Here is a 24,907-nt window from a genome sequence, read left to right as displayed (position 1 = left end):
CTGCCGGCCCTTCTTCGTTTCAGGGCCGCCTGCGAACCCTGACCCGGCGCCACGCCGAATCGCGACCCGATCCGCCAATCGACTGTCTCCGGAAGGTCGCAGCCGCGGCCTATACTCGCGACCAACGCCTAGCGGAGCACAGCGGATGTCCTTCGGAACCGAACGCGCGTCGCTGCGCACGCGTCATCTGCTGGCAGGCCTCGCCGTCCTGCTCCTCGCGTTCGGCCTGACGGCCTGCAAGCGCGACACGGCCGGCCAGACGCCCGCCGTCAGTGGCGAGGCGATCCAGACCGACCGCGAGACGATCGAAGGCTTCGGCCTGGTACGTGCCTTTCCCGACCAGCGCGACGGGTCGCTCGCGCTGGCGCTGGAGTTCTCCGAACCCCTGGTCGGCACCCAGGATTTCGACGCGCTGGTGACCTTCGCCGACGGCGCCGCCCGCGAGGGCAGCTGGACGCTCGACGACGACGGCAAGACCTTGCGTTTTCCGCACGTCGAGGCGAACCGCGATTACACCGTGCGTCTGTCGGGCACGCTGGCCTCGGCCGGCGGCGACACGCTCGGCGCCGATGTGGAGCGCAAGGTGTTCACCGGCGAGCTCGACCCCGTCGTCGGTTTCGCCTCGCAGGGCAGCGTGCTGCCGGCGAAGGAATCGCGCGGCCTGCCGATCGTCTCGATCAACGTCGCCGAGGTCGATGTCGAATTCCTGCGCGTCGATGACGAATCACTGCCCGCATTCCTGACCCAGTACCAGCGCGGCGGCCGCCGTGGCAGCTGGGAACTCGACAACCGCTGGGGCGAGAACACACCGCTGTCGAAGCTGGCCAAGCCGGTCTACGTCAACCGATTCGCGATCGACGGCGCGCGCAACGAACGCGTGCTGACCTATCTGCCGCTGCAGGAGATCCGCGAGCTGCAGCAGCCGGGCCTGTACTTCGCGGTGATGAAGCGCGCGGGCGCGTTCGAGGACCAGTACGAAACCGCGTTCTTCACCGTGAGCGACATCGGCCTGCACGCGCGCGCCTACGGCGAAAAGCTGTTCGTGCACACCGCATCGCTGCAGAACGGCGCGCCGATCGGCAGCACGGAGCTGAAGGTCCTCGACGCCAAGGGCGCGACCATCTATCGCGCGAGTACCGATGCCAAGGGCAATGCGATGCTCGACTACACGCTCGACGCCGGCCATGTGCTGGTCGCGAGCCGTGCCAGCGATGTGTCGCTGCTGCCGTTCAACCAGCCGGCGCTGGACCTGTCGGAGTTCGCGGTCAGTGGCCGCGAGCAGGCCTGGTTCGACGTGTTCGCCTGGTCGGGTCGTGATCTGTATCGCCCGGGTGAGACCGTGCGCGTGTCGGCACTGCTGCGCGACCAGGACGGACGACCGGTCGCGGCGAAGGACGGACGCTCGCAGTCGCTATTCGCGCGTCTGCGCCAGCCCGACGGCAAGACCTTCTTCGAGACGCGCGTCGAGCCAGGCGAGAGCGGCTACTTCCGGTTCGAGCGCGAGATTCCGGTCGATGCGCCGACCGGCAGCTGGCGCGTCGAATTCCGCACCGATCCCGCCGCGCGCGACGCGGTGCAGGGCATGACGCTGCGCATCGAGGAATTCCTGCCCGAGCGCATGAAGCTCGATCTCGACGCGCAAGCGGTGCTGCGTCCCGGTGAGCCGCTGAAGCTGCAGGCGACCGGCGCGTATCTCTACGGCGCGCCCGCGAGCGGCAACCGGTTCACCGCGCGCCTGGCGCTCGCCGTGGAGCGCTCGCCGGTCGAAGGCCTGCCGGGTTTCGTGTTCGGTGATGCGACCGTCGACCTGCCGCGCGAGGCCAAGGACGTCGTCGAAGGCACGTTCGATGCGCAGGGGCGCCTGACCGCGGACATCCCGCTGCCGGAAGAAGCCAAGCCCACCACGCCGATCGCCGCGATCGTGTCCGGCAGCTTGTACGAGACCGGTGGCCGTAGCGTCAACCGCACGCTCAAACGCGTGTTGTGGCCGGCCGATGCGCTGGTCGGCGTGCGTCCGCTGTTCGAGCCCGACGACGGCGCGGACCCCAACACCAATGCGCGTTTCGAACTGGTGCGCGTCGGCGCGGACGGCAAGCCGCGTCCACAGGCCGGGCTCAAGGTCTCGCTGGTCCGCGAGCATCGCGACTACCACTGGCGCAACGACGATGCCGGCTGGCGCTACGAATTCACCCGTCGCTTCGAGACGGTGGAGACGCGCACGCTCGATGCCGGCAGCGATGCCATGCGCTTCGATTTTCCGGTGGAGTGGGGCGAGTACCGGATCGATGTCGAGGACCCGGCGACGAAGCTGGTCTCGCGTTATCCCTTCCGCGCCGGCTGGAGCTGGGACGACGGCAACCGTGGCCTCGATGCACGCCCCGACAAGGTCAAGGTCGCGCTCGACAAGGCCGGCTATCGCGCCGGCGACACGATGCGCGTGACGGTGACGCCGCCGCATCCGGGCAAGGGTCTGCTGATGGTCGAAAGCGACCACATGCTCTATCTGCAGGAAATCGACGCCAAGCCGGGCACCACCTTCGACATCCCGGTCACCGAGGACTGGGAGCGTCACGATGTCTACGTGACCGCGCTGGTGTTCCGCGGCGGCAGCGCGACCAGCACGGTCACGCCGGCACGCGCGGTCGGCGTGGCGCACGTGCCGATGGAACGGCGTGAGCGACGTGTCGCCGTCGGCCTGAAGGCGCCGGATCTGATCCGGCCCGAAGGCCCGATGCAGGTCACCGTCAGCGCGCCGCAGCTGGCCGGCCAGGAGGCTTGGGTCACGGTGTCCGCGGTCGATGTCGGCATCCTCAACATCACCCGTTTCCCGGTGCCCGATGCGTGGACGCACTTCTTCGCGCAGCGCCGGTTCGGCGTGGATGCCTATGATCTTTACGGCCGCGTGATCGAGAGTTTCGAAGGCGGCACCGCGCGCCTGCGCTTCGGCGGCGATGCGCCGCTCGCCGCGTTGCCGCAGGCGCGGCGTCCGACCGCGCGCGTGCAGACGGTCGATCTGTTCGCAGGACCGGTGAAGCTCGATGCGCGCGGCAATGCGCGCGTGCCGCTGCAACTACCGGATTTCAACGGCACGCTGCGGGTGTCCGCGCTGGTGTGGTCGGCGGACCGCTACGGCAGCCGCGATGTCGAAACCGTGGTACGCGCGCCGTTGGTCGCCGAGGCCAGCATGCCGCGGGTCATGGCGCCGGGCGACACCAGCACGGTGACACTGGATCTGAGCAATTTCAGCGGACGTGCCGGCAGCTTCGATGTGCGCGTCGACGGCGTCGGTCCACTGGCGATCGGCGAGGGCAGCCGCAAGGTGGACCTGGGCGTCGACGGCAAGGCCACGCTGAGCTTTCCGCTGACCGCGCAGGAGGGCTACACCGTCGCCAAGGTGCGGGTGCGCGTGAACGGCACCGGTGTCCGCGTCGACCGCAGTTACGACCTGCCGGTGCGGCCGGCCTGGCCGGCGGTGCTGCGATCCAGCACCCGCGTGCTCGACGGCGCGACCCCGGTGACGCTCGATACCGGCCTGATGGACGGATTGATGGCCGGCTCGGTCAATGCGCGTTTCACCGTCAGCGCACTGCCGCCGATTCCGTTCGCGGCCGCGATCACCGGCGCGCTGTCGTATCCCTACGGCTGCGCGGAGCAGACCACGAGCCGCGGCTACGCAGCATTGCAGCTCGACGACGCCACGGTGTCGATGCTCGGCATCCAGGGCGTCGACGCGGCCAAGCGCCGGCAGTTCGTCGAGGCCGCATTCGGACGGCTCGCATCGATGCAGGTCGGCACCGGGCACTTCTCGATGTGGGGCAGCGACGGCTACGTCAATCCGATGCTGACCCCGTACATCGTCGAGTTCCTGCTCGACGCGCGCGATGCCGGCTTCGCGGTGCCCGACGCGGTGCTGCAGAAGTCGCTGGAGCGTCTCGGCGAGGATCTGCTCTCGGGCGGCAACGAGTTCTACGGCCAGGACCATCGCGAGCATCTGCGCTTCGCGTATCGCGCCTACGCCGGCTACGTGCTCGCACGGGTGAACCGCGCGCCGCTGGGTACGCTGCGCGCGCTCTACGACAACGACCGCGGCCGCACGCTCAGCGGCCTGCCCCTGGTGCACCTGGGCCTCGCGCTGTCGCTGCAGGGCGACAAGGCCCGCGGTGAGCGGGCCATCCAGGCCGGGTTCGACTTCAAGGGTGACCGTCCGGGCTATCTGTGGGACTACGGCACGCCACTGCGCGATGCTTCGCTGATGATCGCCCTGACCCACGAACGCGGCGTCGCCAAGCCCGCGTTCGACGCGCGCGCGATCGACATCGGCCGCGAGGTCGACGTGCGTCGCAACCGCGGCTGGATGTATCTCAGCACGCAGGAGCAGATCGCACTCGCGCGCCTCGGCCGTGCGTTGTCGTCCGACCAGCGCAAGCGCGTCGGCGGCACGCTGCGCGAAGGCGATGTCGACGAGGCCGTGGCGGCCGCGACGATCGTCGGCCGCGCCTACGACGAAGCCGGCCTGCGCCGCGGCGTGCGCTTCACCCCGCGGGGCGAACCCCCGATGTACGCGAACATCGACGTCGCCGGCGTGCCGCGTCAGGCGCCGGCCGCAGATGCCAGCGTCATCAAAGTGGAGCGCCGGCTCTACGGCACCGACGGCAAGCCGTGGACGCCCGGACCACTGAAGGAAGGCGAGGCGCTGATCGTCGCCGTCTCGGTCGTCGCCGACCGCGACATGCCCGATGCACTGCTGACCGATCTGCTGCCGGCAGGCCTGGAAGTCGAGAACTTCAACCTCGGCGATGCGAAGCAGGGGGCGGACGTCGTCGTCGACGGCATCCAGATCACCGAGCGCGGCAGCGCGGCGACGGTGCAGCACGAGGAGTACCGCGACGACCGCTACGTCGCCGCGCTCAAGCTCGACAGCGGCCGCACCGCGCGCGTGTTCTACCTCGTGCGCGCCGTCAGCCCCGGCACCTACACCGCGCCGCCGCCGCTGGTCGAGGACATGTACCGGCCGCAGTTGCGGGGTGTCGGGACGTCGGTGCCCGCGCGGATCACGGTGGTGCAGCCTTGAGCGGCGGGTTCGATGACCGCTGCGCGCCGGCGTCGGCCGGGTCGATGACGGCGGAGATGCAGGTCGTCTCCGCCTTCGTGTCCAGACAACCGTTGGTCGGGAACCCCGCGTAGGCGGGATCCAGCGTCTTGGCCGATCCACGCGTGAACCGGCGCAGCCGGACAGGGCAGGTGTGGCAGCGCGTCGCGCCGTGGCTGCGATGGGGCACGGCTGCCGTGCTGCTGATACTGCTGTTGCTCGATCTCGCATTCCCGCCGCAACTGCCGACACGCGCCGATACCAGCGTCGTCGTGGTCGCGCGCGACGGCACGCCACTGCGCGCGTTCGCCGATGCCGACGGCGTGTGGCGGCATCCGGCCACCCCGGACACGGTGTCGCCGCTGTATCTGCAGGCGTTGCTCGGTTACGAGGACCGCTGGTTCCGCCGGCATCCCGGCATCAATCCCTGGGCGCTCATGCGGGCGGGCGGCCAGTGGATGCGTGGCGGGCGCATCGTCTCGGGCGGTTCGACGCTGACGATGCAGGTCGCGCGCATCCTCGATCCGGTGCCGCGTGGCCGCACGGTCGGCGGCAAGCTCGTGCAGATGCTGCGCGCGGTGCAGCTGGAAGTGCATCTGTCCAAGGACGAGATCCTCGCGCTGTATCTCACCCGCGCGCCGTTCGGCGGGACGATCGAAGGTGTGGAAGCCGCGAGCTGGGCCTATCTCGGCAAGCCGGCCGCGCAGCTCTCGCACGCCGAGGCCGCATTGCTCGCGGTACTGCCGCAGGCGCCGAGCCGGCTGCGTCCGGATCGCGAACCCGAGGCCGCACGCGCTGCACGCGACAAGGTGCTCGCGCGCATGGCGACGCTGGGTGTGTGGTCGCGCGCCGAGGTCGACGATGCCAAGGTTGAAGCGGTCGTCGCGCGCAGCCTGCGTCAGCCGATGCACGCCGCCTTGCTCGCGCAGCGCCTGCGCGAAGCCGCGCCGCGACAAGCGCACATCGTGTCGACGATCGACATCGGTCTGCAGCGCGTGCTGGAACAGCGCGTCTCGAGTTACTTTTCGCAACTGCCCGAGCGTACCTCGGCCGCGCTGCTCGTCGTCGACAACCGAACACTGGAGGCGCAGGCCTATGTCGGTTCGGTCGCGTTCGGCGAGCGCGCGCGACTCGGGCATGTCGACATGGTGCGCGCGTGGCGCTCCCCGGGCTCCACGCTCAAACCGTTCCTCTACGGCATGGCCCTCGACGACGGCCTGATCCATTCCGGCAGCCTGATGAGCGATGCGCCACAGTCCTTCGACGGCTACCGCCCCGGCAACTTCGACGCCGCGTTCAACGGACCGGTCGCGGCGGACGACGCATTGCGACTGTCGCTCAACGTGCCTGCCGTCGATCTGCTCGATCGCGTCGGGCCCGCGCGCTTCGCGGCGCGGCTGGAGAACGCCGGGGTGACCCTGCGCTTTCCGCGTGGCGCGGCGCCGAACCTGTCGCTGATCCTCGGCGGCACGGGCGCGACGCTGGAACAGTTGGTCGGCGCGCACGCCGCCTTGCATCGCGACGGCATCGCCGGCCGCGTGCGGCTGACGCCCGAGGCGCCCCTGGTCGAACGTCGGCTGATGTCACCGGGCGCGGCGTGGATCGTGCGCGAGATCCTCGAATCGAATCCGCGACCCGGCGAGCGCATCGAGACCTTCGACACCGGCAGCCGTCCACGCGTGTCGTGGAAGACAGGCACCAGCTACGGCTACCGCGACGCCTGGGCGATCGGCGGCACGCATCGCTACACGGTCGGCGTGTGGGTCGGGCGACCGGACGGCACGCCGCTGCCGGGCCAGTACGGCGCGGTCACCGCGCTGCCATTGCTGTTCGAGACCGTCGACAGCCTGCCGCGCGATCGCGCCGACGCGGTGCGCACGCCGCCCCCGCGCAACGTGCGCGAAATCGAGATCTGCTGGCCGCTCGGTACCGCTGCGGACACGCAGAGCGCCGCGCTGTGCCAGCGCCGCCGCGATGCCTGGACGCTGGACGGCAACGTGCCGCCGACGCTGCCGGAGCGCGATGCGAGTCGCTGGGGCGCGGGCGTGGTGCGTTTCGATGTCGATGCGAGCAGCGGCTTGCGCCTGTCCGCCGAGTGCAGCGCGACGCACGTGCGACGCAGCGCCGAGGTCGCCCGCTGGCCGGCGCTCGTGGCGCCGTGGTTGCCGGCAACGGCGCGCCAGGCATCGAGACCGCCCGCGCTGTCGCCGGACTGCGCGCCCGACGGCCGCGACGCGTCCGAGGCGCTGCACATCGAAGGCCTGACGCCCGGCACCCTGCTGGCGCGGCCACCGAACAGCACCCATGGCGTGCGCCTGCTGCTGCGTGCACTCGGCAGCGAAGGTCGCGTGCAGTGGCTGCTCGACGGCCGCTGGATCGGCGAAACGCGCGGCACGCAGTGGCTGCGGCACGAGTTCGACACGCCGGGCGCGCATACGCTGACCGCGCTCGCGGATGACGGGGCGTGGCGGACTGTGGCGTTCCGGGTGGCGGAGTGAGGCTCTGATCGAAAAGCCTCGCGGGCGTATCGACCGTTACCCCAGCGAAGGCTGGAATCCAGTCTGTTCCTGTTTCCGACGTTGAAACCGAAAGCGAACCCCTCCCCAGCTTGCGTTGGAGCGACGACGTCTGGCGTCAGACAGCCAAGTGCGCCAGCACATGCTCCGCCGACGACACCTTGAACTCGCCCGGCGCTTCGACGAACAGCTGCTTCACCACGCCGTCGTCCGCATACAGCGCGAAGCGCTTCGCGCGCAGGCCCATGCCGTAGGCGCTGGCGTCCATTTCCAGGCCCATCGCCTTGACCAGATCGCCGTTGCCGTCGGACACCATCTGCAGACCGTCCGGCACGCCGACGCTATCGCCCCAGGCCTGCATCACGAAGGGATCGTTGACGGCGATGCAGATCACGTCGATGCCGCGCTTGCGGAAAGTCTCGAAGTGCTCGACGAAGCCGGGCAGGTGATGTTCCGAACAGGTTGGCGTGAACGCGCCAGGCACCGCGAACAGCACGACCTGCTTGCCGGTGAACAACGTCGGGGTGTCGACGACGCGGACGCCGTCGTGGATGTGCTTGAGCGCGACTTCGGGAATCGTGTCGCCGATCTGGATGGTCATGGGGGGTGTTCCGGGGAGGGTGAACGGAAGTCTAGCCGCTCGTGGCGTGAGCCCGCGGCGATGCTTGAAAGCCCCGCGCCGGCACCCAGATCGGGGACATCGCGGCCACCGGTGCCGCCCCCAGTCCGGAGTCATTCCATGCGCCATGAAGCGTTCCGCGCCGTCGCCCGTCCGTTAGCCCGCGACACCTCGCCGCGTCTGCACGACGAGATGCGCCAGTTCCTGCAGCAATTCGTCCACGGTGATGCCGATGCATCGTCGGTCGTCACCAGCGAGTGGACGCCGCGCGTCGACATCCGCGAGGAGCGCTCGCGGTTCGTGATCCTCGCCGACCTGCCGGGCATCGATCCGGCGCAGGTCGAGATCTGGATGGACAAGGGCGTGCTGAGCCTCAAGGGCGAACGTGCGCCTGCGAGCCAGGACGCCACCGACGGCGACGCCAATGAAGTGCGGTTCTCGCGCGTCGAGCGCAACACCGGTCGCTTCCATCGTCGCTTCACGCTGCCCGACAGCGCCGACGCCGATGCGATCACCGCCAGCGGCCATCACGGCGTGCTCGAGATCAGCATTCCCAAGCGCGCCGAGTCCACGCCGCGCCGCATCCAGGTCGGCGCCGCGCCGGAGGCGGGCACGCGCCAGTAACGGTCGATCGACCTTGGCTGCGTCATCTGCAGCTGCGGTATCCACGACGCGGCGACGGCCTGCAGGTATCCTGCGGGCCGTCGCCGATCGTGGCGTTCCATTCCTGACGGGCATGCGCCCGCACCGGACGCAAAACAGATGCAGTTCAAGGATTACTACGAGATTCTCGGCGTCGAGCCGAACGCGGGCGACGCGGAGATCAAGACCGCCTACCGCCGGCTCGCGCGCAAGTACCACCCGGACGTCAGCAAGGAGCCGGGGGCCGAAGACACCTTCAAGTCGGTCAACGAGGCCTACGAGGCGCTGCGCGACCCGGAGAAGCGCAAGGCCTACGACAGCCTGCGCGCGCGCGGCTACCGGCCTGGCGACGACGTGCAGCCGCCGCCGGGCGGATTCGGTGGTGGCCCCGGCGGCGTGGATTTCGACGAGATCTTCGCCGGCGGTGGCGCGGGCGGCGGGTTCAGCGATTTCTTCGAACAGATGTTCGGCCGGCGCGCGGGCGGTTATGCCGGTCCGCAGCAGCCCGGTCGAGGTGGCCCGCAGCCGCGCGGCGATACGCGCGCGCGACTGGCGGTGACACTGGAGACCATCTACCGCGGCGACAGCGTGCGCGTGCCGGTGATGGGCAAGACCTTCGAGGTGAAGATTCCGCGCGGCATCCGGCCGGGTCAGGTCGTGCGTCTGCCGCGGCAGGGCCAGCACGGCGGCGATCTGCTGCTGGAGATCGAATACGCCGCGCACCCGGATTTCGAAGTCGACGGTCGCAACATCATCCACACGCTGCCGATCGCGCCCTGGGATGCGGCGCTCGGCGCGACGATCAGTGTGGCGACGCTCGGCGGGCATGTGGATCTGAAGATCCCGGCGAGTTCGGAAGCCGGACGCAAGCTGCGTCTGCGCGGTCGTGGATTGCCGGGCGCCGGCGGCGCGCCGGATGGCGACCAGATCGTCGAACTCGAGATCCAGGCGCCGGTCGCGAACGACATGCAGCAGGTCGCGGCCTACGAGGCGCTGCGCGATTCGTTTGCGGTCGGGAAGAAGTAGACGGCGAATGCCCCGCCTGCAGGGGCAGGAACCGGATCATCGAGAGCGGCCAACCCGGCCGCATCATCCTGATCTGACTGCATCAGCGCGGACTCAGACAGCCGGCGCGGCGCCGCCTCCGATCGTCTTGAGGATCGCGTCCGACAGCTCGACTTCGCTGAAGGGCTTGGTGAGATAGGCCTTCGCGCCCTGGCGCATGCCCCAGACGCGATCCGTGTCCTGGTCCTTGGTGGTCACCAGGATCACCGGGATGTGTGCGGTCGTCGGCTCGCGCGTGATCGAACGCGTGGCCTGGAAACCGTTGAGGTTCGGCATCACCACATCCATCAGGATGAGGTCCGGCAATTCGCGCTTGGCCGCGTCGACGCCGGCCTGGCCGTCCTCCGCGGTCAGTGCCTCGTGGCCGAGCTTTTCGACGATGCGCCGGATGCCCATCAGCTGGGACGGCGAGTCGTCCACGATCAGAATGCGTGCCATCGATTCCCCCTCGATATGACGACTGCGATTCTATCCGCGCATTCAGCGCTCGCGCGCGCAGCGGATATCAAAGCGTGACGAGCGTCCGACCGAACGACCCGCCGTCGAGCATCGTGTCGAACACGTCCGGCAGCTCCGACAGGCCGACTTCGCGCGTGCAGATCGCATCGAGATGGCGCGGCTTCCAGTCGCTGGCGAGATGCTGCCAGACCGCGTCGCGCACATCGCGCGCGGTACCCGCCGATGCGACGCCGAGCAGCGAAACACCGCGGATAATGAAGGGCATCACGGTCGCACCGAGGTCTGCGCTCGCCGCGAGACCGGCGCTGGCGACGTTGCCGTAAGGTTCGGTCTGCGCGAGCAGACTGACCAGCATCGGGCCGCCGACGTTGTCGAGTCCGCCACCGAAACGCGCGGACTCCATAGGTCGCGTCGTACCCAGCGCATCGCGTCCGAGCACCTCGGATGCGCCGATCATTTTCAGATAATTCGCATGCTCGGCCTTGCCGCTGACGGCGTGCACTTCGAAGCCCGCGCTGCTGAAGATGTCGACCGCGAGCGACCCCACGCCGCCGGTCGCGCCGGTCACCGCGAGCGGGCCGAGCGCGGGCGTCTGCCGGTTCTCGTGCATGCGCAGCAACGCGAGCGCGGCGGTGAACCCGGCAGTGCCGAGGATCATGCTCTCGCGCAGGCTCAACCCGGCAGGCAGGGGCACGGCCCACTTGGCCTCGATACGCGCGTACTGCGTGTAGCCGCCGTCGCGCGTCTCGGACAGGCCGCTGCCGGTGACGAGCACCGCATCGCCTTCCTTGAACACGGGGTCGCGCGAGGCGACGACGTGGCCGGCAACGTCGATGCCACCGACCAGCGGAAAGCGCCGCAGGATCTTGCCCTTGCCGGTGCCCGCCAGCGCGTCCTTGAAGTTCACCGACGAATGCGCGACCGCGATGTCGATCTCGCCGTCTGCGAGGTCATCGATGGCGATCTGCTCGATGCCGCTGCGATAACCGGCGTCGTCGTTGTGGATGCGGAAGGCGTCGAAACGGGCGGGGATGGGCATCCTCAAGACCTCGGTGGCGTCAGATGAGGTCAGGATACAGGTCGTGCCAATATGGATTGGTGTCTTCGATCAGCGCGAGTTTCCAGGCACGCTTCCACTCTGTGAGTGACTTTTCGCGTGCGATCGCGGATTCCATTGTCTCGTGGACTTCGTGCCAGACGAGCATGTGGATTCCGTGTCGTCGGGTGAAGCCGGCGGCCAACCCGTTTCTGTGTTGCCAGACACGCTGGATGAGGTCCGAGGTCACTCCGATGTAGAGCGTGCCGTTGCGGTCGCTCGCCAGCATGTAGACGCAAGCAATCCGTCCCTGCATGCGCTCGCTCCCCGGAACATCGTTATTCGATGCTAGTCAGCGGGTGGCAGTGCGGTCAGTCGCTGGGTCCCGGCATTCGCCGGAACGACGGAGTATGTGCGCGTCAGATTTATCGCTCGTCATCCCGGCGAATGCCGGGATCCAGCGACTTGGAATTGAGGTGACGGGCGTCTGCTCGGGCAGCCCGCAAACAACTCACTTCACAACACTGCGCCGCTTCTCGTCGATCCACTTGCTCGCCTGCGCCGGCTCGTACGCCCGCATCCACGCCAGCATCTCGTCGATGTCGCTGCCGTACCACAGGTCGGCGCGCTGGTCGGGGTGCAGGAAGCGCTCTTCGACCATGCGGTCGATCATCCCGATCAGCGGGGCGTAGAAGCCGTCGATGTCGAGAAACGCGCAGGGCTTGTTGCCGATGCCGAGCTGGCGCCAGGTCAGCATCTCGAAGATCTCTTCCATCGTGCCGAAGCCGCCGGGCAGGGCGACGAAGCCGTCGGAGAGTTCGAACATGCGCATCTTGCGGGCGTGCATCGAATCGACGATCTCGAGTTCGGTGAGGCCGCGGTGCGCGACTTCCCAATCGGCGAGCTGCTGCGGGATCACGCCGGTCACTTGCCCGCCGGCTTCGAGCACGGCATTGGCCACGGTGCCCATCAGGCCGACGTTGCCGCCGCCGTAGACCAGACGCAGGCCGTCTTTCGCGAGCCGGTCGCCCAGCGCCATCGCGCGTTCGGCATAGACGGGCTTGCTGCCGGCGTTGGAGCCGCAGTAGACGCAGATCGATTTCATCAGGGATGTCCTTGTAGTCGGAGGTGATCGCCCGGTGTCGTACAGACGGTTTGCCGGGCCGGAAAGCAGGAAGGCTCCGCCTGGGCGGAGCCTTCCGTGTCAAGGCGATGGCACTCAGTTCGCCTTGTGGATCGACCGCTTGTCGACCGCCATCGCCGCGTCGTGTACCACTTCCGACAGCGACGGATGCGCGTGGCAGATGCGGGCGAGGTCGTCGGCCGAGCCGCTGAACTCCATCGTCAGCACGCCTTCGTGGACCAGCTCGGAGACGTTGGCGCCGACGAGGTGCATGCCGAGCACGCGATCGGTTTCAGCGTGCGCGAGCACCTTGACGAAGCCCGTGGCCTCGATCATCGCGACCGCGCGGCCGTTGGCGGCGAACGGGAAGCTGCCGGCCTTGTACGGGATGCCTTCGGCCTTGAGCTGCTGCTCGGTCTTGCCGACCCAGGCCAGTTCCGGCTCGGTATAGATGACCCACGGAATCGTGTCGAAGTTGACGTGGCCCGGCAGGCCGGCGATCAGCTCGGCGACCGCGATGCCTTCCTCGAAGCCCTTGTGTGCCAGCATCGGGCCGCGCACGCAGTCACCGACCGCCCACACGCCGTCGACGCCGGTGTGGCAGTGGTCGTCGACTTCGATCTGGCCGCGATCGGTCAGCTTCACGCCGCTGTCGTCGGCCAGCAGGCCCTTGCTCGCGGCCTTGCGGCCCACGGCGACCAGTAGCTTGTCGACGGTGAGCGTCTGCTCGCCGCTGCCGTCGGTGTAGCTGACGACGACTTCCTTCTTCTTGCCCTTGCCGGTGATCTCGGTCTTGGAGACCTTCGCGCCGAGCTTGATGTCCAGGCCCTGCTTCTTGAATTCCTTCAGCGCGACCTTGCCGACTTCGGCATCGGCCGCGGCCAGGAAGTCGGGCAGGGCTTCGAGGATCGTGACCTCGCTGCCGAGGCGCTTCCACACGCTGCCAAGCTCCAGGCCGATCACGCCGGCGCCGATGACGGCCAGGCGCTTGGGCACTTCGGTGAAGTCCAGACCGCCGACGTTGTCGACGATGGTGTCGCCGTCGAACTTCGCGAACGGCAGTTCGATCGAATCCGAACCCGCGGCGATGATGACGTTGGCGCCGGTCAGCTCGATCTCCGAACCGTCGTGCTGTTTCACCTTGACCAGACGGTTCGCATGCAGCGTGGCGAAGCCGTAGTACGGCGTGACCTTGTTCGCCTTGAACAGCATCGCGATGCCGCCGGTGAACTGCTTCACGATCTTGTCCTTGCGACCGATCATCGCTTCGACGTCGATCTTCGCGTCTTTGAAGCTGATGCCATGGTCGCCGAAGATGTGGCCCATGTTCCAGAACTGGCGCGAGGAATCGAGCAGCGCCTTCGACGGAATGCAGCCCACGCGCAGGCAGGTGCCGCCGAGGGCCGGCTTGCCGTCCTTGCCCAGCGCGGCGTCGATGCAGGCGACGGTCTTGCCGAGCTGCGCGGCGCGGATGGCGGCGTGGTAGCCGGCCGGGCCGGCACCGATAACGACGACGTCGAATTGTTCAGCCATGGGGGGATTCCTTCTTTCGATGCCTGCGGTGGAGGGCAGGATGCCGATGTGGCGAATTTGGGGGTGCGGCGCGGGCGCCACAAGTGCGAACCCCCTCCGTGGAGGGGGCTCGCGGCGCATCACATGCCGAGCAGCATGCGGTGCGGGTTCTCCAGCTGGTTCTTGATGTCGACCAGGAACAGCACCGCGTCCTTGCCGTCGATGATGCGGTGGTCGTAGGACAGCGCCAGATACATCATCGGCGCGGCGATCACCTGGCCGTTCTCGACGATGGCGCGCTCCTTGATCGAGTGCATGCCGAGGATCGCCGACTGCGGCGGGTTGACGATCGGCGTCGACATCAGCGAACCGAAGGTGCCGCCGTTGGTGATCGTGAACGTGCCGCCCTGCAAATCGTCCAGGCCCAGCTTGCCGTCGCGCGCCTTCTTGGCGTAATCGGCGATGCCCTGCTCGATTTCGGCGAAGCCCTGGCGCTCGACGTTGCGCAGCACCGGCGTCACCAGGCCGCGATCGGTCGAAATGGCGACCGAGATGTCGGCGTAGCCGTGATAGATGATGTCGTTGCCGTCGACCGAGGCGTTGACCACCGGATACTTGGCCAGCGCATTGGCCGCGGCCTTGGCGAAGAAGCTCATGAAGCCGAGCTTGATGCCGTGGTCCTTCTGGAACTGTTCGCCCAGCTCCTTGCGCAGCGCCATCACCTTGCCCAGGTTGACCTCGTTGAACGAGGTCAGCATCGCGATCGATTCCTTCGACTGCATCAGGCGCGCCGCGATGGTCTTGCGGATGCGGGTCATCGGCACGCGCTCTTCCGGACGTGCGCCGCCGGACACGCCGGGAGTCTTGCCCGATGCGTAGTTCAGCAGGTCTTCCTTGGTCACCGCGCCGCGGCGGCCGGTGCCTTCGACCTGCGAGGCGTCGATGCCCTTGGTCTCGGCGGTGAAGCGCGCGCCCGGCGGCAGGCCGTCGTTCTTGCCCGACGAGGTCTGCGGCTTGGTCGAGGCCGGCGCCTTGTCGTCGGCCTTCTTGGCTTCCGACTTCGGCTGCACTTCCTCGGCACCGGCGGCCGGCGCCTCCTTGTCCTTGGCGCCCGATTCGGCGGCCGGCGCTTCCGCGGCGGCGCCTTCCTCGATGATCGCGATGACCTGCGCGCTGTTGACCGTCGCGCCTTCCTCGAACTTGATTTCCTTCAGCACGCCGTCGACGGTCGACGGGACTTCGAGGACGACCTTGTCGGTCTCCAGGTCGACGAGGTTCTCGTCGCGCTTGACCGCATCGCCGGCCTTCTTGTGCCAGGTGGCGATGGTCGCGTCGGAGACGGATTCGGGCAGGACCGGGACTTTGATTTCAGTGGCCATGTGGCTTCCTGGAAAAGCGTTGAATGTGGGGAATGGGTGAGCGGGGTACGCGCCGGATTACTCGGCGAGGACCTTGCCGGCGAGATCGTTCACCAGCGCATCGGCGATCAGCTGCGTCTGCTCGGCGACGTGGTCGTTGAAATGACCGACGGCGGGCGAGGGCGAACGCGCGCGACCGGCGTAATGCACCGACTGCTTGGCACCCGAGCAGAACTCGAGGTGGTGCTTGATCTGGTACCAGGCGCCCTGGTTCTGCGGTTCTTCCTGACACCAGACGACTTCAGTGGCCTTCGGGAAGCGCTTGAGCTCGGCCGCCAGCAGTTCGCGCGGGAACGGATACAGCTGCTCCACGCGCAGCAGTGCGACGTTGTCGAGGCCCTGCTTGCGCGACTCTTCCAGCAGGTCGTAATAGACCTTGCCCGAACATGCGACCACGCGCGTGACCTTCTTCGGGTCGGCGTCGGTGTCGGGGATCAGGTGCTGGAACTCGCCGTTGGCCAGCTCCTCGAGCGAAGACACGGCCAGCTTGTGGCGCAGCAGCGACTTCGGCGTCATCACCACCAGCGGCTTGCGCGTGGTCATGCACAGCTGGCGACGGATCATGTGGAAGGCCTGCGCCGGCGTGGTCGGCACGCAGACCATCATGTTCTCCAGCGCGCACAGCTGCAGGAAGCGCTCCAGACGCGCCGAGCTGTGCTCGGGGCCCTGGCCTTCGTAGCCGTGTGGCAGGAACAGCGCCAGACCGCAGAGGCGATCCCACTTGGCTTCGCCCGACGACAGGAACTGGTCGATGACCACCTGGGCGCCGTTGGCGAAGTCGCCGAACTGGCCTTCCCAGATGCACAGCGTGCCCGGTTCCGACGACGCGTAGCCGTACTCGAACGCCATGACCGCTTCCTCGCTGAGCAGCGAGTCGATGATCGTGGCGTCTTCGGGGTTCTGCACCAGTTCGCGCAGCGGCATGTAGTTGCCGCCGGTCTTCTGGTCGTGCAGCACCGCGTGGCGGTGGAAGAACGTGCCGCGGCCGCTGTCCTGGCCCACCAGGCGCAGGCGGTGGCCGGCGTCGAGCAGGGTGGCGTAGGCGAGGTTCTCGGCGAAGCCCCAGTCGCCCGGCTGTTCGCCGGCGGCCATCTTGCGGCGGTCGTCGTAGATCTTGGCGACGCGCGCCTGCAGGGTGACGGACTCGGGCAGCGTGGTGATCTGCGTCGCCAGTGCCTTCAGCTTGTCGACCGAGACGGTGGTGTCGAGCGTGTCGGTCAGGCGGCCGGCGAGATAAGGATCCCAGTCGATCGTCAGTTCGTAGTCGCTCGGCTTGGCGTCGGCCAGCTCGACCGTGACTTCACCCGCGTCGAGCTTGTTGCGGTAGCCGTCGACGATCGCCTTGGCGTCGGCCTCGGCCATCACGCCTTCGGCAACCAGCTTCGCGGTGTAGAGCTCGCGCGGGGTCTGGTGCTTGCGGATGACCTGGTACATCAGCGGCTGCGTCGCTGCGGGCTCGTCGGCCTCGTTATGGCCGTGACGGCGGTAGCAGACGAGATCGATGACCACGTCCTTGCCGAACTGCTGACGGAAGTCGTAGGCGAGCTCGGCGCAGTAGACGACCGCTTCCGGATCGTCGGCATTCACGTGCAGGATCGGCGCGCCGACCATCTTGGCGACGTCGGTGCAGTACAGCGTGGAACGCGCGTCCTGCAGATCGCTGGTGGTGAAGCCGACCTGGTTGTTGATGACCACGTGCACCGTGCCGCCGACCGCGAAACCGCGGGCCTGCGACATCTGGAACAGCTCCATGTTGACGCCCTGGCCGGCGAAGGCCGCGTCGCCGTGCAGCAGCACCGGCAGCACGAGCTTGCGCTCGGTGTCGCGACGGCGGTGCTGGCGCGAACGCACGCTGCCGGCGACCACCGGGTTGACGATCTCCAGGTGCGACGGGTTGAACGCGAGCGCCAGATGCACCGGACCGCCGGGCGTGGCCAGATCGGCCGAGAAGCCCATGTGGTACTTCACGTCGCCGGTGTGGGCGCGATCGGTGTCGTGGTGGTCGAACTTGCCTTCGAACTCGTCGAACAGCTTGCGCGGGTTCTTGCCGAGCGTGTTGACCAGCACGTTGAGACGGCCGCGATGGGCCATGCCGATCACGATGTCCTTGACGCCTTCCTTGCCGGCGCGCTGGATCACGCTGTCGAGCAGCGGAATCAGCGCGTCGCCGCCTTCGAGCGAGAAGCGCTTCTGGCCGACGTACTTGGTGTGCAGATAACGCTCGAGACCCTCGGCCGCGGTCAGGCGTTCGAGGATGCGCTTCTTCTCCGCTTCGCTGCGCGCGAAGCGGCCACCGGCATTCTCCAGGCGCTGGTAGAGCCAGCTGCGCTGTTCGAAGTCGGGGATGTGCATGAACTCCGCGCCGATCTGGCTGGAGTAGGTGGTCTTGAGCAGCGCGAGCAGGTCGCGCAGCTTCATCCGCGGCTGGCCGGCCACGCCGCCGGTGCTGAACTCGTCGTCGAGGTCGGCATCGGTCAGTTGATGGAAGGCCAGGCCCAGATCCGGCGGATTGAGCGGCGGCGCCAGATCCAGCGGATCGAGCTTCGCACCGAGGTGGCCGCGCGAACGGTACGCCGTGATCAGACGGCCGACGTGGCGCTCGCGCTCGTCGCCAGCGCCGCCGGGCGTCGCCTCGACGATGCCGCGGGCGGCCTTGCGGCCCGCTTCGGCCACGGCCGAGAGCACTGCGGAATGGGGAACATCGCCGGCTTCACGACCCTTGAAAGCGTCGAACCACCGCTTCCAGTCCGAACCGACGCTGTCGGGATCGACGAGGTACTGCTCGTACAGGTCTTCGATAAAGGCGGCATTGGCGCCGAACTGGGAGGACTGCGCAAACTGCTTCAGGAGACTGTCCACGTCGGGGAATTCGGGCTCGTTTGGAGGGGGGCAGGGCCGGACCCGGAGCGATCTCCGGAAAACAGGCGGGATCTGGCGCGAAACGACGCCGCACAGTATACGCGCGTCGTTCGCCGCGATGCACCATCGAGACACCCCGGCGCGCGCGCAACGCAGCGTCCGCGGCGCGTCCGGACGACGTCGAAACGACGCAAACGCCTCAGATCCCCAGTGCGCGGAACTCGCTGCAGGCGCGTGAACGTTCCCACACCGGCGCGAACTGTTGCGCCAGCTGACGGGCGCGGCCGGGCAGATCGGTCGCCGCTTCACCGTCGACGCGATGTCCGAGCGCGCGCACGTGGAAGCCGCCGGCATCGTTGACCAGAAACGCCCCGGCGTACTCGCGATCCACCGCATCCTCGACCGCGCGGAAGGCGAACGCACTGCTCAGCCGCTGCGACAACGCCAGCAACGCCGAGCCGCGTCGCTGCACGCTGGCGGGATCGTGCAGCAGCACCTGGATCTGCACGCCGCGGCCACCGGTCGCGAAGCGACGCAGTGCGGCGAGCACGTCGGGATGGTCGTAAAGGCCGGGGTCGAGATCGCGACTGCGCAGCCAAAGCGACCGGCGCGCGGCGGACACGAGGGTGACGGTCGCATCGACGGCCGCGGCGAGATCGTCGACCGGGAAGGCTGCACCGGCGACCCGTCGCATCGTGCGATGCGCGATGCCGGCTTCCTCGTAGCGCGCGCCTTCGGCGACGAAACCGGCGCGTGCGTACAGCGCCATCGCCTGCAGTTGCGCATGCAGATAGGTCTCGCGCAGTCCGGCCTCGCGTGCGGCCTCGAGCAGGGCACGCAGCATCGCATCGCCGACGCCGCGACCGCGCCAGTCGCTGCGCACCGCGAGCCGGCCGATACGGCCGTCGGGTGCGATGCGACCGGCACCGATCGGCGTGCCATCGGCAGCGGTCGCGAGGACGTGCCGGCTCAGGGCATCGAGCGCGTCGCGTTCGAGGTCCGCGGGCACGCCCTGTTCGTCGACGAAGACCGCGGTGCGCACCGCATGCGCCGCTGTCAGGTCACCGGCACCGGTGACGATGGCGACCCGGAACGGCGCCGCCGCGCTCATTCGGAATCCGCGTCCAGCAGGGTGTAGTGCCCCTCGGCCAGCAGCTCGAGCACCGCCTCGCGTCCCGCGCCCGACAGCGCCGCGTACGCGCGGCCGTCGATCTGCGCTTCCGCGGCCAGGGTGCGTGCATCGCGCAGCGGCAGCGGCCACGCCGTGCCCGATACGAACAGGCGTGCGCCGTCTCCGGCCCGACGCCAGGCCATCCGGCTGAAGGGATTGCGGTGCAGCACCGCCTGGCCCTGCGACAGCAACCATTCGAGTTCGATGCGCGGCGGGGCCGCGCCGCCGGCGACGACCTGCTGCGCGTTGCGGTAGCCGGTGATGAAGCTGCCGAACCAGTCGCCGAGGCGATCGGGATCCTTCATGCGCATCACGTTGAGCGCTTCGACGACGCGCGTCATCGCATCGGCATCGATCTCGTTCTGATCGGCCGGCGGCTGCAGCGTCTCGTCGTGATAGCGGATCGATTCGTCGGCGTCCGCGGCCAGCGTGTCGATGTAGTCGCCCATCAGTTCGCTGACCGACGGCGCGCGCATGCCGACCGAGAACGTCAGGCAGGGATCTTCGGCCACACCGTGGTGCGGCACCATCGGCGGCAGATACAGCATGTCGCCGGGACCGAGCACCCACTCGTGGGTCGGCGTGAACTCGCGCAGCAGCCGCAGTTCGACATCGTCGCGGAACGCCTGCGGCGGCACGCCGCGGCCCATCGCGTCGGACGCGTCGATCTGCCAGCGGCGGTGGCCCTGGCCCTGCAGCAGGAACACGTCGTACTGGTCGACGTGCGCGCCGACCGAACCGCCGGTCGCGGCGAAGCTGACCATGATGTCGTCGATGCGCCAGCGCGGCAGGAAAGAAAAATGCGGCAGCAACGCTGCGACATCGGCGTCCCACTTGTCGACGTCCTGCACCAGCAGCGTCCAGTCGCGATCACCGAGACCGGGGAACAGGTCCTCGTCGAACGGTCCGGTTTCGACCTGCCAGCCATCGTGCGCCCGGTCGTGACGGATCAGGCGCGACAGCGCGACCTCCTCGCAGGCCAGACCGGCGAGATCCTCGGGCTGCAGCGGGCTTTCAAGGTCCGGAAACGCATTGCGGATCAGCAAGGGCCGCTTCTGCCAGTAATTGCGCAGGAACTGCTCGGCGGGCATGCCCAGCGGGCCGTCGCCGGCGAAGCGGCGGGCATCGATTTCGAAGGGGAGGGGGGCTCTGCTCATGGGCGGGGAGCCTACGCGAAAACGGGGACGGGCTCGACGGGTTCAGCGGTACGCGCAGTGCTTCTTCAAGCACCTCTATCCCGGTTCCCTGACGAGGTTGGATTCGTCAGAAGCCTGAATCCCCGTCATTCCGGCGGAGGCCGGAATCCAGTGACTTCGGCGCGTTGATAGGGACAAGTCACTGGATCCCGGCCTTCGCCGGGATGACGACCAGAGCGTAGCCAGCTATCTCGCATCCCATCGCGTCATGTCGCAATCGCGTCATACCCGCGCGGACTGAAGGCCAGCAGACACCACCCATGTCCGAACGGGTCGGCCAGCTGCACGATCCGCCCATAGGCCTCGTCGCGGATGGCACCTTCCTGCACGGCGCCCGCGGCGAGCGCCCGGGTCAACGCCGTATCGAGATCGTCGACGACGACATCGAGGTGCAGCGGCATCCAGTGCCGTGCGTAATCACGCGGTGCGTTGCCTGCGCCGGTGCTGCCTGCCGACTTGCGCAGCAGGTACAGCGGCGCATCGGCGCCCATCAGCTCCACGCCGTGTTCGCCGAAGCGCCGCCCGGGCATCAGTCCGAACGCGGCGACGTAGAACGCCAGCGCGCGGTCGAGATCGTCGACGTCGAGATTGAGCAGGATGCGCATGGGCCGGCGCGCCGCGTCACATCACACGATTGCCGGTTCCCGAATCCTCGAGCGCCGGCGTGTTGTCGGGATTGACGACGTTCGAGGCGCCGGTGAACGTCACCCGGTCGATCCGCCGCGCGAGCACCGTATTGCGATCGCCGGAGATCTCCAGCGCGTCGACCTCGGTCAGGTTCAAGGTGTTGTCGGTGCCGCGGACGTCGACGTTGCCGACGTGACTGTTGAGCACGGTCACCTGGCTGCCTTCCACTCGTACAGAGGTCGCATGTTCGACATTGACCGCGCCATCGGACGCCGTGATGACCACGGCGCCGCAGTCGCCGTTCAAGACGAGATCGAAGCCGTCTCGGGTGATCGCCACGTCCTGGCCGCTGCACTGCGCCCCGCTGGCGGGATCGGTCAGCACGCCGGACACCGCTGCGGATGCACCCTGCGACGCGGCCTGCGTCGGCGATGCGCCAGCCGATGCGTCGGCCGGTGACGGCTGTCGATCGCAGGCGGTCAACGAGAAGGCGGTGAGGCAGAGCAGCAGCGGAAGATGTCGCATGGCGGTCCCGTCGGCGAGTGAAGTCGCCGCGAGCCTAGCGACGCGGATGTTCAGTCCGCGTCGCGCAATCGGGACGTCAGATGCCGCGGGCGAGCTGCTCGGCCAGACCGGTGTAGCCACCCGGCACCAGATCGCGCAGCCGCGCCATGTCCTCGGCCGGCAGGTCCAGCCCGTCGACGAAGCTGCGCATCGACTCGGCGGTGATGCCCTGGCCGCGGGTCAGTGCCTTGAGCTGCTCGTAGGGGTTGGGCAGGCCGTGGCGGCGCATCACCGTCTGTACGGCTTCGGCCAGCACCTCCCACGAGGCGTCGAGATCGGCGGCGAGGCGCTCGGGGTTGACGCTGAGCTTGCCCAGGCCACGTTGCAGCGCATCGAGTGCGATCAACGTGTGGCCGAATGCGGTGCCCAGCGCGCGCAACACGGTGGAATCGGTCAGGTCGCGTTGCCAGCGGCTGATCGGCAGCTTGGCGGCGAAATGCTCGAACAGCGCATTGGCGATGCCGAAGTTGCCTTCGGCGTTCTCGAAATCGATCGGGTTGACCTTGTGCGGCATCGTCGAGCTGCCGACTTCGCCTTCCTTCAAGGCCTGCTTGAAGTAACCGAGCGAGATGTAACCCCAGATGTCGCGGCACAGATCGATGCCGATCGTGTTGATGCGCTTGTGCACGTCGCTGATCTCGGCCACGCAGTCGTGCGGCTCGATCTGGGTGGTGTAGGGATTGAACTCGATGCCCAGCGATTCGACGAAGCGCTGCGAGAACGCCGGCCAGTCGACATCCGGATACGAGACGACGTGTGCGTTGTAGTTGCCGACCGCGCCGTTGATCTTGCCGGTCAGCGCGACGTCCCACAGCTGTTCGCTCTGGCGCTGCAGACGGGCGACGACGTTCGCCAGTTCCTTGCCGACGGTCGACGGCGATGCGGTCTGGCCGTGGGTGCGCGACAGCAGCGGCAGCGCGGCGTGGTCGTGGGCCATCGTGCGCAGTGTCTGGATCAGCGTGTCGAGCGTCGGCAGCAGCACGTCCCGGCGCGCTTCGGCCAGCATCAGGGCGTAGGACAGATTGTTGATGTCCTCGCTGGTGCAGGCGAAATGCACGAACTCGAGCGAGGGCGCCAGCGCGGCATCATCCTTGAGCTGCTCCTTGACGAAGTACTCGACCGCCTTGACGTCGTGGTTCGTGGTGCGTTCGATCGCCTTGACGCGCGCGGCATCACTGACCGAGAAGTCCTCGGCCAGCGACTTTAGGCGGGCGCGCTGCGCGTCGTCGAACGCAGGCAGTTCGGCGATGCCCGGCTCGTCGCCCAGCGCCAGCAGCCACTCGATCTCCACCCGCACGCGGGCGCGGATCAGCCCGTACTCCGAGAAGATCGGACGCAGTGCATCGACCTTGGTGGCGTAGCGGCCGTCGAGCGGCGACAGGGCGAGCAGGGCGGCTTCGGTCTTCTGGGTGTCGGACATGGGAGGCGTGGGGCGCAGCGGGCGAAGCCGTCATTTTAGCCTGTACGGCCCTCGCGTATCCTGCGGACACGACGCCAGCGACCGTGCCAGCCGAGTCATTCCCCCTCTGGAGCCGAATCGATGCGCAAGACCCACGACGCGAATGCGTTCCGTACCGAACACGACAGCATGGGCGAGCTGCAGGTCCCCGCTGACGCCCTGTGGGGCGCGCAGACCCAGCGCGCCGTGCAGAATTTCCCGATTTCCGGCCGGCCGATGCCGCGCGGTTTCATCCGTGCGCTGGGCCTGGTCAAGGCCGCGGCCGCCGAGGTCAATGCGGGTCTGGGTCTGTTGCCGGAAAAGTCCGGCAAGGCGATCCGCGCCGCGGCGCTCGAAGTCGCCGATGGCAAGCACGACGCGCATTTTCCGGTCGACATCTACCAGACCGGCTCGGGCACCTCGTCGAACATGAATGCCAACGAGGTCATCGCGACGCTGGCCTCGACCGCCACGCGCAGGGTGCATCCCAACGACCACGTCAATCTGGGCCAGAGCTCGAACGACGTGGTGCCGACGGCGATCCGCGTCTCCGCGCAGCTGGCCGTGGTCGAGGATCTGCTGCCGGCGCTCAAGCACCTGCGTCGCACGATCGACAAGCGCGGCCGTTCGCTCGGCAAGGTGGTCAAGACCGGTCGCACGCATCTGATGGATGCGATGCCGCTGACGTTCGCGCAGGAATTCGGCGCGTGGTCGTCGCAACTGGCATCCGCCGAAGCGCGCCTGAGCGATGCGCTCAAGCGCCTGCGTCGCCTGCCGATCGGCGGCACCGCGATCGGCACCGGCATCAACGCGCATCCGCAGTTCGGCAAGAAGGTCGCGCGGGCGCTTTCCACGCTGACCCGCACGAGTTTCGATTCGGCGCAGGACAAGTTCGAAGGCATCGCGACACAGGACGACGCCGTCGAACTGTCGGGCCAGCTCAATGCACTCGCGGTTGCGCTGATCAAGATCGCCAACGATCTGCGCTGGATGAACTCCGGGCCGCTCGGCGGCCTCGGCGAGATCGAACTGCCGGCGCTGCAGCCGGGCAGTTCGATCATGCCGGGCAAGGTCAATCCGGTGATTCCCGAGGCCACGGTCATGGTCGCCGCGCAGGTCATCGGCCACCACGCCGCGATCACGGTCGCCGGGCAGACCGGCAACTTCCAGCTCAACGTGGCGCTGCCGCTGATCGCGGCGAATCTGCTCGAATCCATCCAGCTGCTGTCGAATGTCACCCGCCTGCTGGCCGACGACGCGATCGCCGGTCTCAAGGTGCGCCGCGAGAACGTCGATGCCGCGCTCGCGCGCAACCCGATCCTGGTCACCGCGCTCAACCCGATCATCGGCTACGAAAAGGCCGCGGCGATCGCCAAGCGCGCCTACAAGGAACAGCGCCCGGTACTCGACATCGCCCGCGAGGACAGCGGTCTGTCGGATGCCGAACTCGAATTCCTGCTCGATCCCGCCGAACTGACCAAGGGCGGCATCCACGAAGGCGCCAGCGGCGGCGGCTGAGTCTTCGAGTGTTCCAACGGAAAAGACCGGCCAATGGCCGGTCTTTTCCGTTTCA

18 protein-coding genes are annotated in these 24,907 nt (G+C 68.0%); 5 read left to right on the top strand and 13 right to left on the bottom strand.

Going from position 1 to position 24,907, the window contains the following annotated elements:
• Positions 1–145 precede the first annotated feature (145 nt).
• Positions 146–5,071, top strand: a complete 4,926-nt coding sequence (locus V3391_RS06025; protein WP_332077496.1) for an alpha-2-macroglobulin family protein — start codon at positions 146–148, stop codon at positions 5,069–5,071.
• Between the two features lie 128 nt (positions 5,072–5,199).
• Positions 5,200–7,587: a penicillin-binding protein 1C gene (gene pbpC, locus V3391_RS06020; RefSeq protein WP_332077495.1), complete on the top strand. Its 2,388-nt coding sequence runs from the start codon at positions 5,200–5,202 to the stop codon at positions 7,585–7,587.
• A 136-nt stretch (positions 7,588–7,723) separates the two neighbouring features.
• Here the strand turns inward: pbpC and V3391_RS06015 are convergent, their stop codons facing one another.
• Positions 7,724–8,206, bottom strand: a complete 483-nt coding sequence (locus V3391_RS06015; protein WP_332077494.1) for a peroxiredoxin — start codon at positions 8,204–8,206, stop codon at positions 7,724–7,726.
• Between the two features lie 138 nt (positions 8,207–8,344).
• On the opposite strand from V3391_RS06015, the gene V3391_RS06010 reads away from it, so the two are divergent.
• Positions 8,345–8,848 (top strand): Hsp20/alpha crystallin family protein, encoded by a 504-nt coding sequence (locus V3391_RS06010; protein WP_425497202.1) that lies wholly within the window; start codon positions 8,345–8,347, stop codon positions 8,846–8,848.
• A 138-nt stretch (positions 8,849–8,986) separates the two neighbouring features.
• Positions 8,987–9,892 carry a DnaJ C-terminal domain-containing protein gene (locus V3391_RS06005; protein ID WP_332077493.1) on the top strand — a complete coding sequence of 302 codons (906 nt, stop codon included), beginning with the start codon at positions 8,987–8,989 and terminating at the stop codon, positions 9,890–9,892.
• A gap of 93 nt (positions 9,893–9,985) precedes the next feature.
• On the opposite strand, the gene V3391_RS06000 is transcribed toward V3391_RS06005, so the two are convergent.
• From V3391_RS06000 to purB, 12 genes are all read right to left on the bottom strand, one after another.
• Positions 9,986–10,369 (bottom strand): response regulator, encoded by a 384-nt coding sequence (locus V3391_RS06000; protein ID WP_332077492.1) that lies wholly within the window; start codon positions 10,367–10,369, stop codon positions 9,986–9,988.
• A 67-nt stretch (positions 10,370–10,436) separates the two neighbouring features.
• Entirely contained in the window at positions 10,437–11,429 is a 993-nt protein-coding gene (locus V3391_RS05995) for an acrylyl-CoA reductase family protein (protein ID WP_332077491.1), read from the bottom strand.
• 19 nt (positions 11,430–11,448) lie between these two features.
• The gene (locus tag V3391_RS05990) at positions 11,449–11,742 is read right to left on the bottom strand and encodes a GIY-YIG nuclease family protein (RefSeq protein WP_332077490.1); all 294 of its coding nucleotides are present in this window, start codon (positions 11,740–11,742) and stop codon (positions 11,449–11,451) included.
• Between the two features lie 195 nt (positions 11,743–11,937).
• Positions 11,938–12,531, bottom strand: a complete 594-nt coding sequence (locus V3391_RS05985) for an LOG family protein (protein ID WP_332077489.1) — start codon at positions 12,529–12,531, stop codon at positions 11,938–11,940.
• Positions 12,532–12,645: 114 nt separating this feature from the next.
• Entirely contained in the window at positions 12,646–14,082 is a 1,437-nt protein-coding gene (gene lpdA, locus V3391_RS05980; RefSeq protein WP_332077488.1) for a dihydrolipoyl dehydrogenase, read from the bottom strand.
• 119 nt (positions 14,083–14,201) lie between these two features.
• Positions 14,202–15,440, bottom strand: coding sequence for a dihydrolipoyllysine-residue succinyltransferase (sucB, locus tag V3391_RS05975; RefSeq protein ID WP_332077487.1), 1,239 nt, complete (start codon positions 15,438–15,440; stop codon positions 14,202–14,204).
• Positions 15,441–15,497: 57 nt separating this feature from the next.
• Positions 15,498–18,338 carry a 2-oxoglutarate dehydrogenase E1 component gene (locus V3391_RS05970; RefSeq protein WP_332077486.1) on the bottom strand — a complete coding sequence of 947 codons (2,841 nt, stop codon included), beginning with the start codon at positions 18,336–18,338 and terminating at the stop codon, positions 15,498–15,500.
• 199 nt (positions 18,339–18,537) lie between these two features.
• On the bottom strand, positions 18,538–19,449 hold the full coding sequence (locus V3391_RS05965) for a GNAT family N-acetyltransferase (RefSeq protein ID WP_332077485.1): 912 nt from the start codon (positions 19,447–19,449) through the stop codon (positions 18,538–18,540).
• Positions 19,446–20,666: a cupin domain-containing protein gene (locus V3391_RS05960; RefSeq protein ID WP_332077484.1), complete on the bottom strand. Its 1,221-nt coding sequence runs from the start codon at positions 20,664–20,666 to the stop codon at positions 19,446–19,448. The genes V3391_RS05965 and V3391_RS05960 overlap by 4 nt, the downstream gene beginning before the upstream one ends.
• Positions 20,667–20,911: 245 nt before the next feature.
• Entirely contained in the window at positions 20,912–21,310 is a 399-nt protein-coding gene (locus tag V3391_RS05955) for a VOC family protein (RefSeq protein ID WP_332077483.1), read from the bottom strand.
• Between the two features lie 16 nt (positions 21,311–21,326).
• Positions 21,327–21,857, bottom strand: coding sequence for a DUF3060 domain-containing protein (locus tag V3391_RS05950; RefSeq protein WP_332077482.1), 531 nt, complete (start codon positions 21,855–21,857; stop codon positions 21,327–21,329).
• Between the two features lie 76 nt (positions 21,858–21,933).
• Entirely contained in the window at positions 21,934–23,316 is a 1,383-nt protein-coding gene (purB, locus tag V3391_RS05945) for an adenylosuccinate lyase (RefSeq protein ID WP_332077481.1), read from the bottom strand.
• A gap of 120 nt (positions 23,317–23,436) precedes the next feature.
• On the opposite strand from purB, the gene V3391_RS05940 reads away from it, so the two are divergent.
• Positions 23,437–24,852 carry a class II fumarate hydratase gene (locus V3391_RS05940; RefSeq protein WP_332077480.1) on the top strand — a complete coding sequence of 472 codons (1,416 nt, stop codon included), beginning with the start codon at positions 23,437–23,439 and terminating at the stop codon, positions 24,850–24,852.
• The last annotated feature ends 55 nt before the right edge of the window (positions 24,853–24,907 follow it).

This window comes from Luteimonas flava (assembly GCF_036584485.1).
GTDB classification, from domain to species: Bacteria; Pseudomonadota; Gammaproteobacteria; order Xanthomonadales; family Xanthomonadaceae; genus Luteimonas; species Luteimonas flava.
The sequence above is the reverse complement of the archived record's forward strand: the minus strand, read 5'-3'. Positions and strand labels throughout refer to the sequence as shown.